Below are 21,737 nucleotides of genomic sequence, written 5' to 3'. Positions count from 1 at the left end.
TCTCATCTTGGAAAAGAATTATGAGCAGTAACTATTGGTCATTCAAAGTTTCTAAGAAATGGTGATTGCAGCATTTTGAGAATGAATTGTTCACAACGATGTAATTGTTCAAGCGCAACGAATTCATTAGCCCGATGTGCGTGCTCAATACTACCTGGACCACAAACAATAGTAGGTATTTCTGCTTGTTGGAATAACCCCGCCTCCGTGGCATAAGCGACTTTTAATTGTTCTTGATTCTGACAAATTGCTTGGGCAGCACGCACAATGGGTTCTGATAATGGTGTATCTAATCCTGGTGCTTTAGCGAGTGTTTCCAAGACCACGTTCGTATTCAATTGTTCTTTGCGCAGAGATGGAATTAGTTGGGCGTTGAGGTAATCCATGATTTGTTGATGGAGTTGTACTGGATTATCTGCCACTAAGTTTCTAATTTCAAAAACAAACTCACATAAACTGGGAATTGTATTATAAGCGTTTCCGCCCTGAATGAGGTTGGTGGAAATTGTAGTATAGGGTACATCGTAAGAGGTATCATGATGTCCTTGTGATTTAAATTGTTGCGCCATATCGCGAAGATAAGTAATAAATGATGCGGCATGTTCTATCGCATTACACCCTTGAGGGGTTAGTGATGAGTGCGCAGCTACCCCGTGAATTTTACAGCGATAGCATTGTATTCCTTTATGCCCGATCACCGGCTGCATTGAGGTTGGTTCACCTACAATACATGCTTTGGGTTTATAATTTAAGTGAGTCATTTTCTCAATAAGGCTTGGTGCACCAAGGCAACCAATTTCTTCATCGTAAGAAAAAGCAAAATGTATTGGGAAATTGAGATTAAGTGCTTTCAATTGTGGGATTAGGCTCATAACTACAGCAATGAAGCCTTTCATATCACAAGCTCCTCTACCATATATTTTCTCGTCTTTAACCGTTGCTTGAAATGGATTGCTGTCCCATGCTTGTCCATCAACGGGCACTACATCCGTATGACCCGACAAGATAAGCCCACCATTGAATTGACCATGACGATCAGGGAGGGATGCAAGTAAATTTGCTTTTAAGCCTTTATTGTCATGGATTAAAATGGGATTAATATGAAAATCATTTAATGCATTAGCTAGTGTTTCTATTAGTGATAGATTGGAATTGCGCGAGGTGGTATCAAAAGCGATAAGTTTTGTTAGCCAATCCAGAGTATTCATGATAATCCTGTAATCTAAGTTAAGCTGTTGTGATCAAAGAATTATAATCGTTCTCAATGTTTAAAAACACCCAAAATCTTCGCCCTAGTTTTCTTCACATGCTGAAAATAATCACCCTGAGTATGATTAGGAAACTTATTCACCGTGAAATTCTGCATGGATTGTCTACAATCAGGATAGTGAGGTTTTTAAATAGCTGATTTTAGATTATGCATAATCTCCATCTATTGTTGACTTACATAAGGATATGAGCAATGAAAACGATGAAGGCAGTACAAGTGAATCAATCAGGAGAATGGGAAACTGTTGAAAAAGACTTAGTGATGCCGGGGGCAAATCAAGTACGTATTAAAGTTGAAGCCTGCGGCGTATGTCATTCCGATGTATTTGTGAAAGAAAATTTATGGCCCAATCTTCAATTTCCAAGAATTCCAGGTCATGAAATAGCTGGAATAATCGATGAGGTTGGGGCCAATAGTACTAAATGGAAACAAGGTCAACGTGTTGGAGTTGGTTGGGCAGGAGTTCGTTGCGGACAATGTCTTCCTTGTCGACATGGTGATTTTATTTTATGTGAAAACCATCAAATTACAGGATTACATTTTGATGGAGGATATGCACAATATATGATAGCACCAGTTGAAGCACTTGCTGCGATTCCTGATGAACTTTCTTTTGCGGAAGCGGCACCACTAATGTGTGCGGGTATAACAACTTTTAATGCACTACGACATAGCGCGGCCCGTGCGGGTGATTTAGTGGCAATACAGGGGGTAGGAGGGCTGGGGCATCTTGCAATTCAATTTGCTAATAAAATGGGCTTTAAAACGGTTGCACTTTCTTCAGGATCTGATAAAGAATCACTTGCTAAACAGTTAGGTGCCCATATTTACTTAAACTCTGATGACCACGATGTCGTTCTTGAATTACAAAAATTAGGTGGTGCCCGAGTTATTCTGGCAACAGCACCTAGTGGAAAATCAATTACTCCTTTAATTAATGCTTTAGGAAATAAAGGCGAACTTCTTATTGTGGGGGCCTCTAATGATCCAATTGAAGTTGTCTCCACTCAGCTTATTGGGGGTAATCGATCAATAAAAGGTTGGCCGTCTGGAAGTGCAATTGATATAGAGGAAACATTACAGTTTTGTGCATTGACAGGTATTCGTCCTATGATTCAACAGTATCCACTTGCCCAAGCGGAAAAAGCCTTTGAAGATATGATGTCCAACAAAGCGCGATTTCGCTCGGTGCTCGTAATGCAATGAAATTAAGTGAATATTGTTGTTCTATAATTAATTAGAGTCGATAAAATTATTTCAAGGAGTGAAATTATTATGAAAAAATTATTATTAATTATTTTTTCGTTTACGATGATCAATGCAGCTTCCTATGCTAGCAAAATTGTAATTACTGGAACTCCTATTATTTTGGAAAAGCAAGGTGATGTTTATTATGTGCCTAGTGATTATAAATCGACTAAATCGTATTATTATGTAAATTTAAATGGAGCCCGTCAGGTATGTTATATGGACAAGCAACCTGAGTTATCTGCTCTGAATACTACAACACTTGAAGTGAATTATAACGGCTCGAGTTTGACTTGGATTTGTTATCCATTAGATACCAATTATTTTGAAACTCGATAAACATCCTGGCCTGAATTTTGTTATATTCTCTGCCCTTAGGTTACGATATCTTGTTTATCTTTCACAGATTGTCTGATCTCGCAGGCAAGCTCTGAGAGAATGAACGTTCTACGTCCGCGCTTTATGTGCGGTACGTAGGTTTAAATTTCGTAGGTAAGAGCCATTAACTTAGACTAGTGACCTGAAGTTAAACTCATGACTCCAATATCAAGCTAACCCGAGTTTCGCTGCGCATCACCCAGGCTACAATGGAAGATTCAACCAAAATTATTTTTCTTGTTTTGAAGATTCTAAATTGAGTCCATTCACTATTTCTTGGAGCATTTTTAAATGAATGGGTTTGGTTAATATTTTATTCATTTCTGCACGCAAAGGATTATCTCCTGTTTCACCTGAGGTATTGGTAGTTAGGCCAATAATCGGTAAAGGAGTTTTATGACGTCGTTGTTCCATATCGCGGATACACTGAACGAGGTTTTTATCTGAAATACCAGATATACCTACATCAGTAATGATTAAGTCAAAATCATTAGTTTCTAACAATTCTAAGGCATGTTCACCATCGATCGCCGAATAAAATTCATACCCTGCTTGTTCTACAACATTTTCAATCATATGCAGAGAGATGATGTTATCTTCTACGAGAAGCATAAGCGGCCCATGAGATACTGCTTCTTTCTTCGGTGCTTTTGTTTCATTATAGGTAAGTGTGTTGTTCTCGTTATACCCAATTTTCATTGTGAGGGTAAAATAAAAAGATGAGCCTTTTCCTACTTCACTTTCTAAATTTATTTCTCCACCGAGTAGGCTTAAGTATTTTTGTGCAACATGAAGGCCTACACCATAACCACCGTGCTGGCTTTTATAAGAAGGCGTAGCCCGGAAGAAGCGGTCAAAGATTTTATCTTTTAATTCTGGGGGTATGCCAATTCCTGTATCAATCACACTGAATCGGAGTTGAGCATAGCTATTTTCATGAGAAAGTGTTTCCACTTTAATTGTAACAATGCCCGTATCAGTGAATCTAATTGCATTTCCTACTAAATTTAATAAAACTCGATGTAGTTTTGTACCATCAGTAATAAAACTATTTGGTGCCGTATCATCAATTTCGATATTAAGCTGAATTTTTTTCATTTCCAGAGTAGGTTGAACAAGATGTGCGATATCTTTAATGTTTTTGCGTAGTTCGAATAATTCTTCGTGGACATCTCGTTCTTTGAGATTATCTGCGGCAACGATTTCCATTACACCATTTAATAAATCCAATAATTGTTCACCACTTTCATGAATCCAGCGTGCATATTGTTTTCTTTCAGGATCTTCTGCTTTTGCTTCTAGAAGTCGTGACATTCCAACAATACCGCTTAATGGGGTATGAATATCATGACTCATGTTTTCAATAAATTCAGTTTTTGCCTGGTTTGCAACCTCAGCATTTTCTTTGGCACGACGCAGAGCAACTTCCATTTTTTTGCGTTCGGTGATGTCTAGAGAAATACCCAAAACACCAATCGTCTCATTCTTTTGATTGCGTAAGGGAACTTTTTGGGAATAATAAATGCCCATTCCATTCGCCATGACTGCATATTCTTCTGCAGTATGTGGTATGCCGGTTTCCATAACCAATTTATTGAGTTTATTCAATTCTTCTGCCTGATCTTTCCATGGCATATCGTAATTGGTTTTCCCAACAATCTCTTTCCTTGACTGTAAGCGAGCACTTTTTGCTTGTAGATCGTTGCAACCTAAAAAAACATTATTCTTATCAAGCCAGTAAACATGTCCTGGCATTAAAGCAATTATATTTTCATAATAATCATGAACTGCTTGTAATTCATTTTTAAATTTTAGTTTTTCTTCTTCTAGAGATTGAGTTAATTGCTGAATCTCTTCGTTCTTTTGATTAATAATTTCGTGTAATTCTTTTATTTTTTCAGAATCCATTTTCCACCATATAAAATGACTTAGATAACCGAGGTATGTGCATTAATTAAGTAAAAATATTGTTGATTGACAGTATGTTAATGAACTCACTCGTAAAAAGTATAGTAAATCAGCTAAAATAATCTGTCTCTAATAAATAAATAGTGAGGATATTATAAACTATTTATAAAAAAATTGGTTATTTTTTTTTCAAAATGAATTATACTATGTCTATATTTTTCAATTGAAAATTGAATGTGGTTTGGTTCTCCAAACCAAAAGATATTAATTTAAGTACGTAACACCATGATTTAAAGGGTTTTTAGGTAGTAGAGTGAATTGCTAGCGTACAGAAGTAATAGAAATAACGCTAAGGAAATATTAGATGCCAAAAATTAAAGGTCCAAGAGACGGCAAAATTATTACCGCAAGTTTTGATTCAAAAGACAACAGTAAAAGTCGGTTCCCTTCTTTGAAAACTACAAAAGATCTAGTTCTTTTAAGCATTAAAGGAAATGAGTATTGTGCCGGTGAATTTTTGGGAGCCATTGTGCAACAAGCGGTTGCAATGCATCAAACTGGTTCTGAATATACTGGCATTCATGGCAAAGCAACATTTTTGATTGCTGATGAAATTTATTGGCATAATCTGGAAGCTTCCTTCTCTGGTGATGATGTAGATGCTCTTAAAAGGAAGGCCATAGAGTTAGGTGACTTATATTTAAAAGCTAATCTTGCTGCGTTCTTAGCACCTTTAGGGCTAAATCCAGAAAGTTTTAATAATAGTTATCCTTGCCTGACAATGGATGAAAAAATTCAGATTATCAATAAATTAGCAGCAGAGAAAGGAAAAAATTTTGAAATAGTGCGTTGGCGTGATTGGGTGAGCCAAAATAATTTCAATGAAAAATTAGAACAAATAATGCCACTTTATAGCACTGTAGAAGGTCTTAAGACAACGATTGACAAAACAAGTGCTGAGTTTGTGAGCCGTCATACCCTCGAAGCAGATGATCCCAAAATATGGCTTCATCGTTCTCAGGATTACCTTACCGAAGAAAGTCCTTCCATTATGTTGTTAGGAGCCGATTTAGGTTATAATTTTATCATCTATCCAGGGAGTATCTTACTTCCGTTTCAAGCAACAAAAGAATACTTTGTGGTTGAAAAGCATGTTGCTCGCATTGAGAAAGGTGTGAATATTAAAACAGAATGTAATCATGATAAATTTTGTATTCATGTGGAGGATCCATCTCGGTATGTCAACTGGTTAGAAGTTAACTTTAAAAAAAGTCATGAAAACCTACCTAAAAACGAAGCAATAGCTGCTAGTAAGATTACTTTTTTTAGTCCTACAAAAATACGTACACCAAAACTACCACTTAGACTATTATCTTCTACTGCAAAAGAGGAAGAGGACTCTACGGAGCTTGTGGCTCAAAAAGAAGTTGATTCTTACTCAATAATGAAGGGAATTCATCAGGCTCTTGAGAAAGAACTCCTTTCTAAGCAGAAATTAAACTCAAATCAATCGTCAACTCCATTGGCTCAAATATTTGAAGGTATAACCCAAGGACTTTTAACAGCAGATATGCCTATGTCAGAAAAGATGGGTATGTTAGCCGAGCTTATAGATAACTATATTAACCGTCCTAGTCCAGGATATACCAGCTGTCAAAAGCTCTCTATTGCGTAAAAATAGTTAGCCCCATATCGACTTGATAGGGGGCTTTTTAAAGTAATCCGTCCGAAATTATTTCAACATATCGGGATTAAATGGCTGACCATTAACAATCAGCTTTTGATTTTCTAATTTAAACGTCAATACATAATCGTTACCCTCAATCTTTAAAAAGCCTTTGCTGACAAGATCTTGTAATATTTTGTCGGCTTTGTTTGCTGCGTCATTATCAGTATTAGATAAGATTTGTGTTGGGGTAGTCGATCCAGGTGAGGTTACTTGGGTCTCTGGAGTGGTTTGAGTATTGTTAGAACTGTTGGTGTTATTAGCTAGATCACTTTTAATAGATGCGGTCATCAGTTCTTTTACTGTTGTTCTAGGTGCCTTAAAGTAACCTTCACCTTGCATTTTTTGCATTACTTGAGAGAGGTCATTTCCTTCGCCTTTGGGTACTGATAGTTTAAAGTTCCCTATAATTTCTCCACCAGGTAGGTTCAGCTTCATTTCAGAAATCTCTAATATCGCCCCTTTGGCAACGAGTTTGGGTAATTCCGTTGCGAATGCCAGTGTAACGAAGTTAGGGTCGCTATTATTTTGAATCATATTGAATTCTTGTTGATTGATTTTGGCTACAATGGCTGGATCCAGATTTCTAAAATTCAAGTGTAAAATACCTGGCCCATAATTCTGATTATTAGTAAATAAGTTTTGTAATGACAGTTTAAAGTCGATGTTCAGTGCATCATCATTAACATCAGAGCTAGCCGAGAAATCGAATCCAGTAAGCTCGAAATTTTTTGCACCAGCTAGATTGACTGCAACAGAAGGAATTTTAAAGCGTGTTTGTCCAAGCCATAACCATTCTTGGTGTCTTTTAAATTTATAATCATAGGCGACTTCGCCAACTTTGAAGACCACATTACTTTGAGTATTCGCAGGATTGTTGGCTTTTCCGTTTAATCCTAATAATCTTAAATTACCATCGATATAATCAAGATTAGAAGAAACACAGAGCAAAGAAGTTAAACCTTGCCAATCGAACTGAAAATCGCCTTCATTTTGTCCAATCTTACCTTCCATGGAAAAAGAAGGAAGCGTGTATCTGAAAACAGTTTTATTCAGATAATTTATAAAGGCTTCGTAATGAGTTGCAGGTTGTGTAGTAATGAGACCTAATCCAAAACGGATGCCATTGGGTGTCGTTAAAAAAGGTCCATGTTTGATGAGAATAGGTATATCCATATTCAAATCAACCGGCGGTTCTGTTTTAGTGACTCCATCTTTATCAGTTGTGCTTTGAGCGGGAATATACATCTTTAGTGTTAATACCGCTTTAGATGAAAACCAACCACGGTGGTATTTATCAAGATGAACACTAAATGCGGAAGTTTTAGGTATTGAGTCTATATTTTTATTTAGAGTGCTTTTGATTGTTAAACCAATGAAATAGTAGGCTATGAGGATAAGCACTACCAAAGATATGAGAAATCCAGACCATTTTTTCATAAGTACCCAAATTAAAATCCCTTTGTTTATATTATTTAGACTAAAAATTTTATTTTGTAAATTAAATAGATATTGTTCTGGGTTAGAACTGGAGTTGCATAAACCTATTTAAGGATTTCTCTTCAATAATACTCTGTGGCCTAAAGACCAGAATGCTCTGGTCTCTATGATTTTTAATGATTAAAGCTTAATAAATTACTAATGGTCTCAGGAATTGATTTAGGAATTGGTGCAAAAAATGACTGATACATTGTCTTACGAATATAATTCTGATAACCAATTGATTCGGAGATATTTTTTTGAAAATCTTTCAAATTCATCAGTTTTAACTGATAACCTTCTTCCAACATATTATTGAATTGGACATCATCTGTGCTGGAATAAAATCCCCCCAGTTCTCCCCATACTTTTTGAGTAACCTCTGTTTTTATTGATTGCCAGATGGGTAATAAATTGTTTTCAAGAAGTGAAAATAACTGCATTAACTTCCTATAGTCTTGTGCTGTCTGAGGATTGGTGAAGGGTTCTAGATATTTCATTGCTACTTGTTCAATAATTTTATCCCTACGTGTGGAGATAGCAAAGCTCAATGCTTTTTCAAGTGGAACAAATTCATCAATGCTCGATTCATAAACAAGAACCTCACCTGTTTCGAATTCATAGAACCAACCATGAAGAGTGAGTTCTTTACGTTTCAATTTTTCAGCAATTAATGGATATGATTTTAAATGCTCCATCTGAGCTAAAATGTTTAATTTAGTAGCCTGAAGTACTTTTAAATTGAAATCATCGGGAAGAGATTCTTTAGAGTCATTCATTTGTTTTAAGACAGAATGTGAATGAGTAAGCCATGAGGCTACTTCAGGTAGACGCTCCTTGAGGTTGGGAGTTAATAAACCTTTCATAGCACCGCAGTGTGAATGGCCACAAATAATAATATCTTTAATGCTATGAAGCTCGCTTAAAGCAAACATAAGGCCAGCAGCTTCACTTGATGGAACATGAGAAGGTGGAATGATATTGCCTACATTACGAATGACAAATATATCACCAGGTTTTGCTTGTATTAAAAGATTTGATAAACGTGAATCAGAACATGTAATGAATAAAATTTCAGGGCTTTGACCTACACTTAATTGTTTGAACAGGTCTTCCATTTGTTTAAAAGATCCATCTTGAAACTGACGAACCCCAAGCATCAATTTAATTAACATAGGTGCTCCTTTTTTAGTAGAGAATCGGTTGATATATGCGCAGGAAGAGTGGATATCCCTTTTTTAAATATTCAAGGTAAGACATTATTTCATAATCGTCAATTTATATAACAAAATTGTAAAGTTGTCTTTAGGGTATTCTGGATATTCCATAAATAAATACTATTATTTTAATAGCTGCAGAAATCTTAAGAAGGATTTTTAATGGACTTTCCCGGTGTTACGAGCGCTCAAATAGAAAATAAGCTTATAACCGAGTCATATAAAAAATTTTATGTTCTAGTGATTGCGGATTTTTTTGCAACCATCATTTATGCCTTAATCATATGGCCCCAAGTAAATGACAAACATTTAGTAGTATCTTGGGTACTGTTGATGTTTGTTTTCAATCAATTATTAAGAGGACTATTCTTATTTCGGTATCATCAGCAAAAAAAGCAAGAGGTCTTATTTCGCGCTTCTTTTTGGAAAAAATATTTTATAATAAATAACTTACAATCAGGTATTTTATGGGCTTTAGGTGGATTGCTGTTTCTTTATATAGACAATCCGCTTGCTCGGATGGCCATTTTTGTCTATCTGATTGGACTGCTTGGAGCTCCTGCAGCTAAATTGCTAACCATTCACAGTGCTTTTGTAGCATTCATGACTCCAATATGGTTACTCCTGATTTTTTTATCAGTATCAATTACGCCTTCATTATCGTTAATATTATTTATGGCCACGGTGCTTTATACGCTTATTGTGCTTTATGGTACCACAACAGTTAATCAATTTTTAATGAAGTCAATTTATCTGGAAATATATAGTTCGAATCTTTTATCCGATTTAAGACGCAGTGAAGAGAGTTTTCGTAATACTATTGAAAATGCACCTATTGGGATGGCCATTGTTACACCTGAAGGAAAATTCATCCATACGAATCGGACATTGCAAGAAATTTTAGGGTATAGCAGTGAGGAATTACATAGTAAAAATATGCTGGATATCACTTATGTCGATGATGTGCCTATGACTCAAGATGCCTTGAATAAACTTCTGAAGAGCGAGTTACGTATCTCCCATATGGAAAAACGTTATATTCGAAAAGATGGCAGCATTATCTGGGCGATGGTTAGTGCAACACTCATTCGTGATGAACAGGGAGAACCGATTAATTTTATTATGCAAATGAAAGATGTCAGTGATCGTATTCAAAATGAAGAAAAAATGCGAGAACTAAATGAAAAAACGATGGAAACTTTAAATGAATTGAAGTTGTTGGAGCATGATGAAAGCTTATTAAATAAATTAAATCGTTCATTGCAAATTTGTATTACAACCGAAGAGGCTTATCCACGAATCAATTTAATTGCTCAAGATTTATTTCCTGATTTAAGCGGTGGCTTATCCATTTACAATAAAGGGGTAAATCAAATGGAAACTGTAGTTCAATGGGGAAAAGAACAACTACTCCCAAAGACTTTCTTTCCCATGGATTGTTTTTCCATTCGTGAAGCGACTACCAATGTGATTGATGATCCGAATAAATCAGTTCCTTGTGCCCATTATAAGACTCCTCCTCAAGGAGGATATATGGCATTACCGCTCATGGTTCAAAATGAATTAATAGGTGTTATCCATCTACTTGCTCCAAAAGGTAAAAAGTTAACTCAACACCAACAAGACATGGCAAATTCATTTGGTAATATTGTGAAGCTTGCCATTGCTAATATTAATCTGCGCGTATCATTGAGTGAGTTATCATTACATGATCCATTAACTAATCTTTATAATCGCCGGTATTTAAATGATATTTTATCGCGGGAATTAATTCGAATTGCTCGGGAGAAAAATACATTGTGTGTGGCGATGCTGGATATCGATAATTTCAAGAAATTTAATGATACCTACAGTCATTTAGCGGGGGATGAGGTACTTAAATTGATTGGGAAATTATTGAAGGAAAGTTTCCGTGAAAGTGATATTTCTTTCCGCTTCGGAGGCGAAGAATTTGTCGTTATGTTGTTAAATGCCTCATTGGATAATGCGGTGGGTAAAATGGAGCGACTTCGCGAAAAGATACGCACAGCACCCATATTTTTTAAAGGTAATCCTTTGAATAATATTACCATCTCCATTGGCGTAGCAGAAGCACCAAAACACGGTGCTACTATTGACGAGATAATAAAGGCTGCTGACCATGCTCTTTACGCAGCGAAACAATCAGGTAAAGATAAAGTAAAAGCCTATCATTCATAATACATTCATATTTTGAAGCAAAACTCCAAAATATGAACGTGGCAGAAAGCCGCTAAAAATTTACTACCGATTTTGAGCGTGCTAAATTCTTAAGCTCTTCCTCAAAAGTGTTCTTCAATGTTTCTCCGATTTCAGGGCTTGGACTAACGGTAATGGCGCCTTTAGAGAGTTGGTCGCTAATAAAACAGGCTAATTCATCTATTGTTATCCGAACTTTAGCAGGCTGATTCATTAATAGGCTTTCTAACTGCACTGTTAACTCTTCGAGTGCCTTGTTAAAATAATCTTTTGCTTCTGAAATGCTAACAGTTATAGTGGGTATGGGACTCTGAGGGCCATTACTAAATAATCGATACGAGCCAATCAATTTTGTGTGTTGATTGTCTATGTTTTTCAATTTTTCACTGGCTCTGTGATGCTTGGGATCTATTTTAGATATTAATCGATATAGATCATGAGACAACACAATTGCATTTTGTTTTTGAATGTAACGCGCTTTATTTGTATCGAAGAAGTCTGCTATTAGACAGAGTAAATTAGCTAAAAATCTTGGATTCGCTGAGTGCGTAGTTATTCTTTCCAAAGCCAGTTGAAACGCTCTACAGTGGGGGAGATCATCTTCTGATGGCACTTGAGACGAGGGGCTAAAAAATGCTTGTTTTGGCATTTGATCAAAACCATTGGAACTAAATGACGGACTCACTAAAGGGCTTTGTGACATGAGCTGAATCGGAGACATGTTATTGGTTGAAGATGAGGGCAATGTACTAACCTCACTGTTTTCACCGTCAAAACGGTGAAGGTCCCACAACATATCGACAGGACAAGCTCTTGTATCGAGCTCATGCAATGGAATGGATTGGAGCGCTTCCGGAATATCTTCTAGTAAGTCCGAGGACAAGATATCCTCCATAATTTCTGGCGCATCATTTTCTATTTCTCCCTGCTCTTCTTTCTCGTCCTCCTGAGGTGCTAGTTTAAGTAAATTTTGAAGGTCTTCAAGGATAGGGTTGTCTCGCTCATCTTCCGGGACTAAATCATAAAGCGCTTTACATTCAGCAGTAAGTTCATGAATATCTTGCTCATTAAAAAGTGCCACTCTTGCGACATAGCTTAGTAGCTCTAGTTTACGCAAAGGTGATTTAATGTTCTTTTCTAAAAGCTTATGTGTGCTAAGGTACTCAGACATTACTCGAAGATGAGTTCCATCTTGGGTGGTTTTATACGTGCGCTCAAGTAAATTTAAATATCCTAGACTGCTCGAAAGCTTAGGAGTTCCTTCTGTTTTTATTTGAAAGTCAATGGCTCGCTTCATCCACTCAATGGATTGTGCCAGTAATTCGAGATTCCCTTCTTCATCCTCTTCAAATTGATCCACTAACTCGTCGCTCACCTCTTCGCAAACTGTTGCGAATAATTTACTGACTCGTGTAATTACATTTTCTTTATTGCTAAAAGCGTTTCTGGATTTTTCAAGATGGGTTTTGTGAGTTAGCATCATCTCATGTAACAAACCGGGAATATCTCGCCAATAGTTTATAACGGTAGCAAAATTTGAATTCAGAGCTTCCCGTTCAATTATTAACAGTTTAGTACTTATGATCTCAGAGAGTACATAAACTAAAGCATCATAAAAATCAGCATGTCGGGTCATTTGAGTAGCAGCATGAAGTTGCAATGTTTTTAGTGCTTCTGAATAATGTACAAGTGCATCCTCATAGCGTTTCTCATTGTATGCTTTATCGCCATCTAGTTGTCTGTATGTATTAAAGTAAAATCCCATGATTATTATCCAGAAAAAATTGATATTGTAGCTAAGCAATTTTTTTAATCAATAAGGAAATATATAATTTCAATTGTTCATAATTGGAAAGAAAAATTATATATAACTAAGAGGCGATTTTGGCTAGTAGTTACAACTATCTGCGAGTATTCTCTTTGTAATGGATAAAAATCATTATATTTATAGTCAAGGAAAATCGGGATGTTTTTTACCAATATACTTAATAAAGAAAATGATTTAAATGTACAGGGACGAATCTATTACCGATCGGATAAGCGCCCACCCGAATTGATTTTTAAAGAAGGATTTTCCCCGAGAATTACAGAGTTTGAGGCAGCTTGGTGGAAAGAAGCAATCAAATATAGAGGATATATTAATGACCGAGGAATTGATGATCGGGCTGTGGATGCTGATCCCGCGGTCTGTGTGTGTATGAGTACCAAATTTGAGAGTGCTGCGTATTTTCCTCTCAATGATGAAGATACTTATATTTATGCTATTGCACTTCCTGATTTTACACAAATTGAATACATCAACTCAACGGGAGAAGTCAGGTTATCACGAACAAAGAATTGTCCCGCTGACAATAAAGAAATTGTTGTTGATTTAAATGGATTGCAAACAGTTCAGACAAGAAATATTAATGAGTTTTTTAACGCTTCAATGTCTCTTAGTGCAGGTTGGCCTTTATATGCTTATGAAGCACTGTCATATCGTGTATGGCCTCGCTCTGTTATCTGTGCCATTAAATGCACTAGAAAAGATGTAGAGGAAGAACAAAATCAAAATAATACAGAACATGGAAAAATGTCTTTAGATAAAAAAATTACCCTTACCGGGCCGATAATGAACAATTTAAATTTTTGTGAGGCACACTTAATGCGAATTGGTTCAGCGGATCAAATATCGCTTGCAGTGATGGACTATGGTCCGCAAAAAATTCAGGCAATCCAACACATGTCGGAAATGAAACAGAAAAATGATTTGCGAACACCTAATATTTATTACGGATTAGGAGGGAAAACCTTTTAATACCTATAAAGGAAGTAATGCTCAAATTTATGAAGTACTTACGGGGAACTAAGTCATTAAATTTTTTACTATCGCCCCCACTTGCTAATTTGTTCAAATATAAATCATAGCGATAAAAAAGTTGACTTTTCCGTAATAATTGCATTAAAATATGCTCACATTGATTAAATAAGTATCATTTTAGGAGCGAATTTATTATGCAGTCCAAAAGTTCCGCATTTTTTAAGAAAGAAAGTATGCCAAAAACCAGTCAAGAAGCTTTTGATATTTTAGATTCTTCTGCGGATCTAGATGATATAAAAAGAATCGTATTTCATTTTAAACAGCTAGTTAATACTAAACGAAGCATTTTAAATTCTCATGCGCTTCTTAACGGAAGAATAAGTGATAATAAAGAATTCATTTATGGCCTAGAAGAGCGTTTAAATAAATTACAACAAGCTGTAGATAATAATGCACCTTATCCGTCTTTATATGGTGATGTTTGTCGACTTAAAGGGGATCTACAGGTAATTCTTGGATATTATCAAGCTCAGATAAAAAGAAATCAGCCCATTGTGAGAGATTATTTAAAAGCGACTCAACATCCAGAAAGCAATCTTGCGATCTTAGCATCTTCTATTGCAGCTCACGATACTACATCACTTGATAAACAAGCTTCAAAAGCATTCATTAAGTATACAATTAATTATTGTGCACCTTCTATTATGAAAGAAGATATAGAAAAGATTGGTGAAATTGTTCAAAAGCCATTTTTGGCTGATCATCACGATGAGCCAGGGTTTTCCTACATATAATCGATCGGTATTTCTTACAACGCTTGTCTACTAAGAGTCCTTTATATACTAAATCCCGCGGGCAAGCCGCGGGAGCCAGGGAGTGAGCGGAATTTAACTTTTAAAAAGGATTAGATAGTTGGCAACCTAATCCAAAGCATCCCATACTACTCGGAGGCGGATTTTTACAAGCTACTGCTCCAAATGTAATCGAAGCGGGTGACGCAGTAACATCTACAGCTGTAATGGTACAGGATTGAGTACTGGTCGTCGAAGAAACAGTAATTTTAGCCCCTTTATAAATTAAAAATTGTGGCCATGGTGTCACTGCGCTGATCTCAGGAGCTGAACCCGAATTAGCAGGTATCGTCACGTTAATCATTGGATGTTGATTTGATGGATAAGTAATTTGCACTTTAAATGATGCCTGGGTTGGTGGGGTAGTACCAAATATCGTTAATAATGTGCCGCTGGTATATCCTTGGCATCCTTTTGCGGACACTATCGCATTGTTAGGAACAAATCCAGCTCCTTTTTGAACACAATTTGAATTAAAAAGACCGTAATTTTGTTCTGCTGTAGGACCACCTTTTGCTGGTTCATCATACGCTTCGAATGCAAGAACTCCTATATTGTATCCAGAGGTTTTTACAAAATTACTTGTATTCAATTGATAAAGGGTTTTTAAGTACGCAGTCGCATTTGCTACTGATGGTTCACATGGCCCTGGAGAGTTACATGCATATCCTGTGGTGGTTCCCGCTGTTGCCCAACCTGTTTCTGCTGCCATTAAGACTCGCCCAGGTGTATAAAATGGTTTTGGGCTCGCTTTGGGTAATGCAGGAGGTGTTGTCGAACCTACAACCTGGATGTAATCCCATGCGAGTGAATTAGTATGCTGAACCTTTGAACTTAATGGAGGCGTCCATACTGCTGTAGTTGCGGGTAATACTCCAAATTGAAAAGGATAGGGATCAAAAGCTAAGGGGGCGGTAGGCGAGTAGGAGTCAATTAGTGTTTTCATATCTGCAGAAATTGCAGGACTTGGAGTGACAAAATTTCCACTGACGACCGCTGAACCTACCGGAGTGGTTAAACTATGGGTCGCTAATGTTGTTTTCAGAGCAGAAACAGCACTTGTTAAATAATTAATATTTGAGGTTCCGGTACACGGAGGAACTCTATCTCCTGCATTACAATAATTTTCGTGTCCTGCAAAAACAAGAATGACGGTTTTATTAAATACTGCAGGGGTAACGGCATCAATCACCGAATTTAATGTGTCTTGTGCACATGGAATATAATCTTGAGCGCCAAATGGACAGGTTGGGTAAATGGTGTCACTTGGCAGTTGAGGAATATCAGCTTCATAAATAACTTTCATTCCTAAAATGTTGGCTTGTTTAATAATATCTATCCAACTATACGGTTCGGTTTGATAAGAGCGAACGGTTGTAAATCCTGCATTTTGCAATTGTTGGAGTTCTGCATAGACATTGGTAGCTGTCGCGTTATTGGGTGTTCCTGTATAAAAAACATCGTGAAAATTGAAGGGATAGTTATTGGTATAATGATTCGGATTATAATCAACACCAATAAGCTTATTGAATGAAAAGGTTTGTACTGTGGTAGAGGTAGTAAGTTTATTAGAACTCAGATGACCAATTAACTCAGCAGCTAGAGTAAACGTACCATTCGCAGGTGAGGTGAATGTACCTGCAATATTGCATTGTTCGCCGCTTGCTAATGTTCCGGTTGTTCCCGATGGGACACAGCTGTTGCTCGTGATTGAGAAATTCGGATGAAGTGGATTATTATTTTGAGTGATGTTTTGGGTAAAACTGGCTGTTGAAGCATCATGGTTTGTGAACGTAAACGTAACTGTGTAATTGGAATTTGTAAATGCTTGGCTCGGTAAGGGGTGCGCTAAAGGAAAATCCACGGTACCAAGAAGACCTGCTGGAGTATTGGTCGCAATTGTTGTTAACGCGGGTTGAACATGAACGACGTTATTATCATATCCATTGTAAGCCACCAAAATAGTTTTTCGACCAATGCTATTAGGGGTTAGGGTAATGCTATAGCTGCAGCTTTCTTTAGGTTGTAGTTTTTTACCAGAACATCGATCGTTGTATTTAAACTCTTCTTCGGTAGCAGTGCATGCTTGATTAGGGGTTGGGCACAATATTGGTATTACTCGGAATGGTTTTTTAAAAGCAAAGGGAAGATTATTGGTAAAAATATATGTAGAAGTAACACTTCCTCCTAATGTGGTGCTCTTTTTTGGAAATGGTTGATCTAAAGAATGAAGGACAGGATTACTTGCAAAGACCGGACTCATCATTAAAAACAAAGTGCTTGCTAATTGGAATTGATTCATTTTCACTCTAATGTTCCCTTTTAGTAGTAATAACTCAACAATAAGAAATGCCATTCAGAAAATAGGTTGAGTTGCTTAATTGCTACGGCAATTATGCAACAGCTTCCATTCTATTTCATGCAATGGGTTCCTAATTTATTTTAATTTAAAGCAGGACACCATACTAAATAATGCAATACAAATTTGCTACATCTAATTATTTAAATCCTTAATAGAATGCAAATTTCACTTCGAATATTTATGGCAAAGAAAATGACTCTGAACTAATCGGGTCTCACATAAAAAAAACTTAGTGATTTTAAAATGAGCGATATGTTAGTATTTGCCATTTTTATTAAGGGGTGGTGTATCTATGGGACAGGAAAAGAAAGAGAAAAAAACACTTTGGGATGCTTATGCTTTTAGTGTGACTTATACTGGAATTACAACTTTTGTAGGGCAACCAGCAGAACGACTTAAGGTTGCAATTCAAACCAATCTTGTACAAAGTTCTTATTCTGTTACCAAACAATTTATCGGGGCAAATTTACAGCATTTTTCTACTGGATTTTTGTCGTGCTTTTTACGTCAACAAGGTAAAGTTGCATACAGACCCTTATTGATTACTCATATGCCGAAAGAAGTTGATAAATTAGAGCTTCCTCTGATCATTGGCGGACCATTCAAAGCAGCGATCTCCGCTACTTTTGATACTTTAGTGCTCAGTCCCCTTGAGAACATTAAAACAGTACAAATGAGAGCTATAGCAAGCCAGACTAAGCCTATAAAACCTATTCAGGCCATGCAAACGATTTATCAGCAAAAAGGAGTGCCAGGTTTTTTTGCTGGGAGTAATGCAACTCTTGGAAAATCATTTCCTAGTTGGCTCTATTTGTACACAACTTATCATGCAATTAAAACGAAACGAGAAAAGCAAAGTTTCTTATCTACAATTCTATGGGCAACCACAGCCTCAATCCCTATCACTTTAACGACAACCCCACTTGATGTAATAAAGAGTCAACAACAGGCGTGTTTGGATGCATCCAAGCCCACAATAAAAGACATTGCATCAGAAATTTATAAAAACCATGGCATCAGTGCATTTTTTAAAGGATTTAATTGCCGATTAATGCATAAATCATTATCTACAGCAGGTGCTTATGTGATTTTAGATATTGGAAGTAAAATGTAATTTCGTAGTATACGATAAAGTTGAGGACAGATTGGTCTGTCCTCAGAATGTTTCTTGCACGAAATTTTATTTTCAGACATCATTAAAATTAAAAGATAGAAATCAATCTTATCTTTTATTATTTCTTAATAAATAAATCTAAAAAAGTCGATAAATTATGAATAAAATGACACATAATGAAAAAGATGCGTATCACATTGTGGAGCAATTTAATCATTTAAATGCTTCACGAGCACCTATATCAGATTTTTTACCTATCGTTGATCCAGAAAATTTAATTATTACCCTACGTGGTAGCGATATTGTATTTAAGGGAATCGCTGGTTTTGCGGATCATCAAATAGGTAAATTAATATATTTCGATCAAAAGTTTGACTGTGAATTGGTTAAGAGCGAAACGCAAGACGATCAAATTACGCTGAGTACCAAAGGGGCATGGTATGCACGAATGTGGCAATCTCCCGCAGCTTACAGTCAACAACTGATTGCCGATTTAAGTCATACTTGGATTTTAAAAAAAACCAAACAATCAAAATATATTATTGTCATTCATATTTGTGAACATTTTAAATATAGAGAGGGATTTTCTCCTGGTGATATGGTTGAAGACTTTCATCTTACTTTAAAATAATTTGAGTGCTTCTTCAGGACAAAGCTACGTTGCATTACTAGGAGAGTAAAATGAGTTTTGCAGCGATTAGAGTGGTTTATTGATCTTAAGAAACTTTTATGTTTAGATGCTTTCCAACAATCACTGCAACTCAGGGAAGTCTGAAAATAGATGCGTGTCAGCTGAGCGGTTAAGAAAAATAATTAACGGATTAATCATGAGCCGCTCTTCAAGTAACTCACCGATTATTCATAATTTCGACTACATAACTTTGATATTCGATAACTTTTTTGCAAGGAGCATTAATTGAAAAGATATCCTCTATTTTTCATTTTATTCTCAAGTTTTCTAAACCACAATGTTTTCGCAGACTCTCACTTTAGTACGGCACCAGCCCCTAATCCTTTATGGACCTTTATCCCCGATGTAAAATTTCCACCTAAGGTAACTGTGAGTCCCACAGGAACTGCTACTGTAAAATATATCGTAACCAATCAATCAAAAAAACCAAAGATTTTGATTATGAGCCCTATTATCGGAATCAATCAAGTGACTTCCGGGACGGGCAACTGTAGCAATCCTTTTTCATTAGGATATAAACAATCCTGTACTTTAACCTTAGAAGTGATTGGCTCTGAATTAGTAAGGAACATATCAGGTGGCCCTGTGGTTTGCAATCAAGGCAATCGCTTGCAATGTTATCAACCTGGCTCTACCAACAGCTTGAATATTACTAAAGGTGATGCGACGATATTTTATGTCAATGGCAGTAAGCCTGTAAACGGTAATGGAAGTAGTTGGACCAATGCATTTAATAATTTACAGTCCGCACTGGAAGCTGCAGATGTTGATCCTGGTTCGGTTGAAATCTGGGTAGCTCAAGGAGTTTATAAACCCACTCGAGTCTATGCGCCACAAGGAGTGGTTGGAGGAGCATATGGAGTTAACACCCCTAAATTAAGAACGTTTAATCTACCGAGTGATACAGCGATATATGGTGGATTTTCCGGGAAAGAAACGAGTCGTGGGCAAAGAAATGGACAGCGTTATCCCACTATTTTATGTGGTGACATGACCTCAACTTGTCTTAGTCCCTATGTAGTACATAGTAGCAACAATAGGGTATGGCATGTGCTTATGGCTGGAAGCGATGTTCCCCCAGGAGAAGGTGTTAAAAATGTTAAGCTCGATAGCCTCATTGTCAGAGGAGGTTATGCGGTAGGCCCAGATAGTGGGGTTTTAGGAGCCGCACGGGTACTTGTGAGTTTGGATTATGAACATGCTGCCGGCGGAGGTCTCTTGGCTCGCTATGGTTCAACGATTGAACTAAGTAATATGCTTTTTGAGCAAAATATAAGTGATGGTTCCAATGCCACAGTGACGGAAATTCTCAACGGAGAGTTCCTCGCATTAGCTTCAGGTGGGGGAGCTATTGCAGCAATAGATACTGATACTTCAATTACTATAAAACAGTCCAAATTTATTAATAATCTAGCTGTTTTTCCAGGTGGTAGTGGTGGTGCTTTAGAAAATTTGATTGATGCTGCGTATACGGTTACTTCAAGTCAATTTGAACAAAATATTGCTTTTCGTAATGGGGGAGCGATTCGTGGTAAAGATGGTGGAGATATCACCATTGCGTCAAGTAATTTCAAGGGCAATGCTTTAAAGGGCCCAGTCCCAGATGCAAGTGGTGGTGCTGTTGGAGTGATTAATACGAATTTATCAGTATCCAATTCAACGTTTACGCAAAATCAAACGACGCGTACCGGTTTTGGTGGTGGTGCGATTTTTTTCCACATACCTTTTAATGATGGCACTCCTCATTTTTTAACTGTTGTAAACTCTAAATTTACAGATAATGTTGCAGCCGCATTTGGAGGCGGTGGTGTTAATGTTTTTGGAATACTTCCCAATCCAGGTTCGCGAGCCAAGATCATGAATTCTGAATTTACTAACAACTCTGGTGGTGTTGGTGGGGCAATTTACATAGATTCAATAGTGACAACAGTAACACAATCTATGTTCTCGAAGAATAAAGCAGAATTGGAAGGGGGGGGGATTTTTGCTTCTAACTATGGGAATGCTCTACTTGCATCTCCTTTAAAACCATTGGCACAAATCTCAAATAATAAGTTTTTATATAATACAATCGAGGGAGTGCCTTCTGGGGTTCTTTCACCGCTAATTTTCTTTAATGGTATAGCCAATTTCTTTAGTGGAGGTAGTTCTTCAGTAACTACTATGGCACCAGGAGGCGGTGCCATAGCTGTTGAGTTTTCTGGAAATGCCAGGATTATTGATAATATTTTTGAAAAAAATACCGCACTGAAAAAACCATTGGAAGAGGATAATAGAGGAGGCGCAATACTAGTAGGAGGCTCATCAGGAACTCCATTAGCCATGAATTTGGCGCATGCGTGTGTCTCTTCGAATAAATTTTTCGGCAACCAAGCGAATATAGATAATAATATCGCGCTATATAATCCAGGAAACATCCCTGGAGGTGTAACAATTGATGCATGCGTTCTCCCGATAAAAAAATAGTAGGAGTTCT

At 36.8% G+C, this 21,737-nt stretch carries 15 protein-coding genes; 9 read left to right on the top strand and 6 right to left on the bottom strand.

All coding sequences use genetic code 11. The features are described 5' to 3' along the window. Positions 1-38: 38 nt before the first annotated feature. Positions 39-1,208, bottom strand: coding sequence for an acetylornithine deacetylase (argE, locus tag ACWTEW_RS11570; protein ID WP_454781785.1), 1,170 nt, complete (start codon positions 1,206-1,208; stop codon positions 39-41). Positions 1,209-1,462: 254 nt separating this feature from the next. Between argE and ACWTEW_RS11565 the strand changes: the two genes are divergently transcribed. Together ACWTEW_RS11565 and ACWTEW_RS11560 are read left to right on the top strand one after the other, a co-directional pair. Next, positions 1,463-2,476: an alcohol dehydrogenase gene (locus ACWTEW_RS11565; RefSeq protein WP_454781784.1), complete on the top strand. Its 1,014-nt coding sequence runs from the start codon at positions 1,463-1,465 to the stop codon at positions 2,474-2,476. A 69-nt stretch (positions 2,477-2,545) separates the two neighbouring features. Then, positions 2,546-2,857: a hypothetical protein gene (locus tag ACWTEW_RS11560; protein ID WP_454781783.1), complete on the top strand. Its 312-nt coding sequence runs from the start codon at positions 2,546-2,548 to the stop codon at positions 2,855-2,857. A gap of 267 nt (positions 2,858-3,124) precedes the next feature. Here ACWTEW_RS11560 and ACWTEW_RS11555 read toward each other — a convergent pair whose 3' ends face one another. After that, the gene (locus tag ACWTEW_RS11555; RefSeq protein ID WP_454781782.1) at positions 3,125-4,804 is read right to left on the bottom strand and encodes an ATP-binding protein; all 1,680 of its coding nucleotides are present in this window, start codon (positions 4,802-4,804) and stop codon (positions 3,125-3,127) included. A gap of 364 nt (positions 4,805-5,168) precedes the next feature. Here ACWTEW_RS11555 and ACWTEW_RS11550 point away from each other — a divergent pair, with 364 nt between their 5' ends. Beyond that, entirely contained in the window at positions 5,169-6,479 is a 1,311-nt protein-coding gene (locus ACWTEW_RS11550; RefSeq protein ID WP_454781781.1) for a hypothetical protein, read from the top strand. Positions 6,480-6,536: 57 nt separating this feature from the next. Here the strand turns inward: ACWTEW_RS11550 and ACWTEW_RS11545 are convergent, their stop codons facing one another. Both ACWTEW_RS11545 and ACWTEW_RS11540 read right to left on the bottom strand, forming a co-directional pair. After that, positions 6,537-7,970 (bottom strand): YdgA family protein, encoded by a 1,434-nt coding sequence (locus ACWTEW_RS11545; protein WP_454781780.1) that lies wholly within the window; start codon positions 7,968-7,970, stop codon positions 6,537-6,539. A gap of 173 nt (positions 7,971-8,143) precedes the next feature. Then, positions 8,144-9,184 (bottom strand): carbonic anhydrase, encoded by a 1,041-nt coding sequence (locus ACWTEW_RS11540; RefSeq protein ID WP_454781779.1) that lies wholly within the window; start codon positions 9,182-9,184, stop codon positions 8,144-8,146. 204 nt (positions 9,185-9,388) lie between these two features. On the opposite strand from ACWTEW_RS11540, the gene ACWTEW_RS11535 reads away from it, so the two are divergent. Beyond that, the gene (locus ACWTEW_RS11535; RefSeq protein WP_454781778.1) at positions 9,389-11,425 is read left to right on the top strand and encodes a GGDEF domain-containing protein; all 2,037 of its coding nucleotides are present in this window, start codon (positions 9,389-9,391) and stop codon (positions 11,423-11,425) included. 52 nt (positions 11,426-11,477) lie between these two features. Here the strand turns inward: ACWTEW_RS11535 and ACWTEW_RS11530 are convergent, their stop codons facing one another. Beyond that, positions 11,478-13,208, bottom strand: coding sequence for a hypothetical protein (locus ACWTEW_RS11530; RefSeq protein WP_454781777.1), 1,731 nt, complete (start codon positions 13,206-13,208; stop codon positions 11,478-11,480). Between the two features lie 201 nt (positions 13,209-13,409). Here ACWTEW_RS11530 and ACWTEW_RS11525 point away from each other — a divergent pair, with 201 nt between their 5' ends. Together ACWTEW_RS11525 and ACWTEW_RS11520 are read left to right on the top strand one after the other, a co-directional pair. Then, complete coding sequence (locus tag ACWTEW_RS11525) at positions 13,410-14,240, top strand: hypothetical protein (RefSeq protein ID WP_454781776.1); 831 nt, start codon at positions 13,410-13,412, stop codon at positions 14,238-14,240. A gap of 197 nt (positions 14,241-14,437) precedes the next feature. Then, positions 14,438-15,037: a hypothetical protein gene (locus tag ACWTEW_RS11520; protein ID WP_454781775.1), complete on the top strand. Its 600-nt coding sequence runs from the start codon at positions 14,438-14,440 to the stop codon at positions 15,035-15,037. 100 nt (positions 15,038-15,137) lie between these two features. On the opposite strand, the gene ACWTEW_RS11515 is transcribed toward ACWTEW_RS11520, so the two are convergent. Beyond that, complete coding sequence (locus tag ACWTEW_RS11515; RefSeq protein WP_454782060.1) at positions 15,138-17,396, bottom strand: hypothetical protein; 2,259 nt, start codon at positions 17,394-17,396, stop codon at positions 15,138-15,140. Between the two features lie 352 nt (positions 17,397-17,748). Between ACWTEW_RS11515 and ACWTEW_RS11510 the strand changes: the two genes are divergently transcribed. The 3 genes from ACWTEW_RS11510 (at position 17,749) to ACWTEW_RS11500 (ending at position 21,727) form a co-directional block, all read left to right on the top strand. Further along, complete coding sequence (locus ACWTEW_RS11510; protein ID WP_454781774.1) at positions 17,749-18,570, top strand: MC/SLC25 family protein; 822 nt, start codon at positions 17,749-17,751, stop codon at positions 18,568-18,570. 157 nt (positions 18,571-18,727) lie between these two features. Continuing rightward, the gene (locus tag ACWTEW_RS11505) at positions 18,728-19,201 is read left to right on the top strand and encodes a hypothetical protein (protein WP_454781773.1); all 474 of its coding nucleotides are present in this window, start codon (positions 18,728-18,730) and stop codon (positions 19,199-19,201) included. A 285-nt stretch (positions 19,202-19,486) separates the two neighbouring features. Then, positions 19,487-21,727: a hypothetical protein gene (locus ACWTEW_RS11500; RefSeq protein WP_454781772.1), complete on the top strand. Its 2,241-nt coding sequence runs from the start codon at positions 19,487-19,489 to the stop codon at positions 21,725-21,727. The last annotated feature ends 10 nt before the right edge of the window (positions 21,728-21,737 follow it).

The organism is Legionella stuttgartensis (assembly GCF_977063405.2).
The sequence above is the reverse complement of the archived record's forward strand: the minus strand, read 5'-3'. Positions and strand labels throughout refer to the sequence as shown.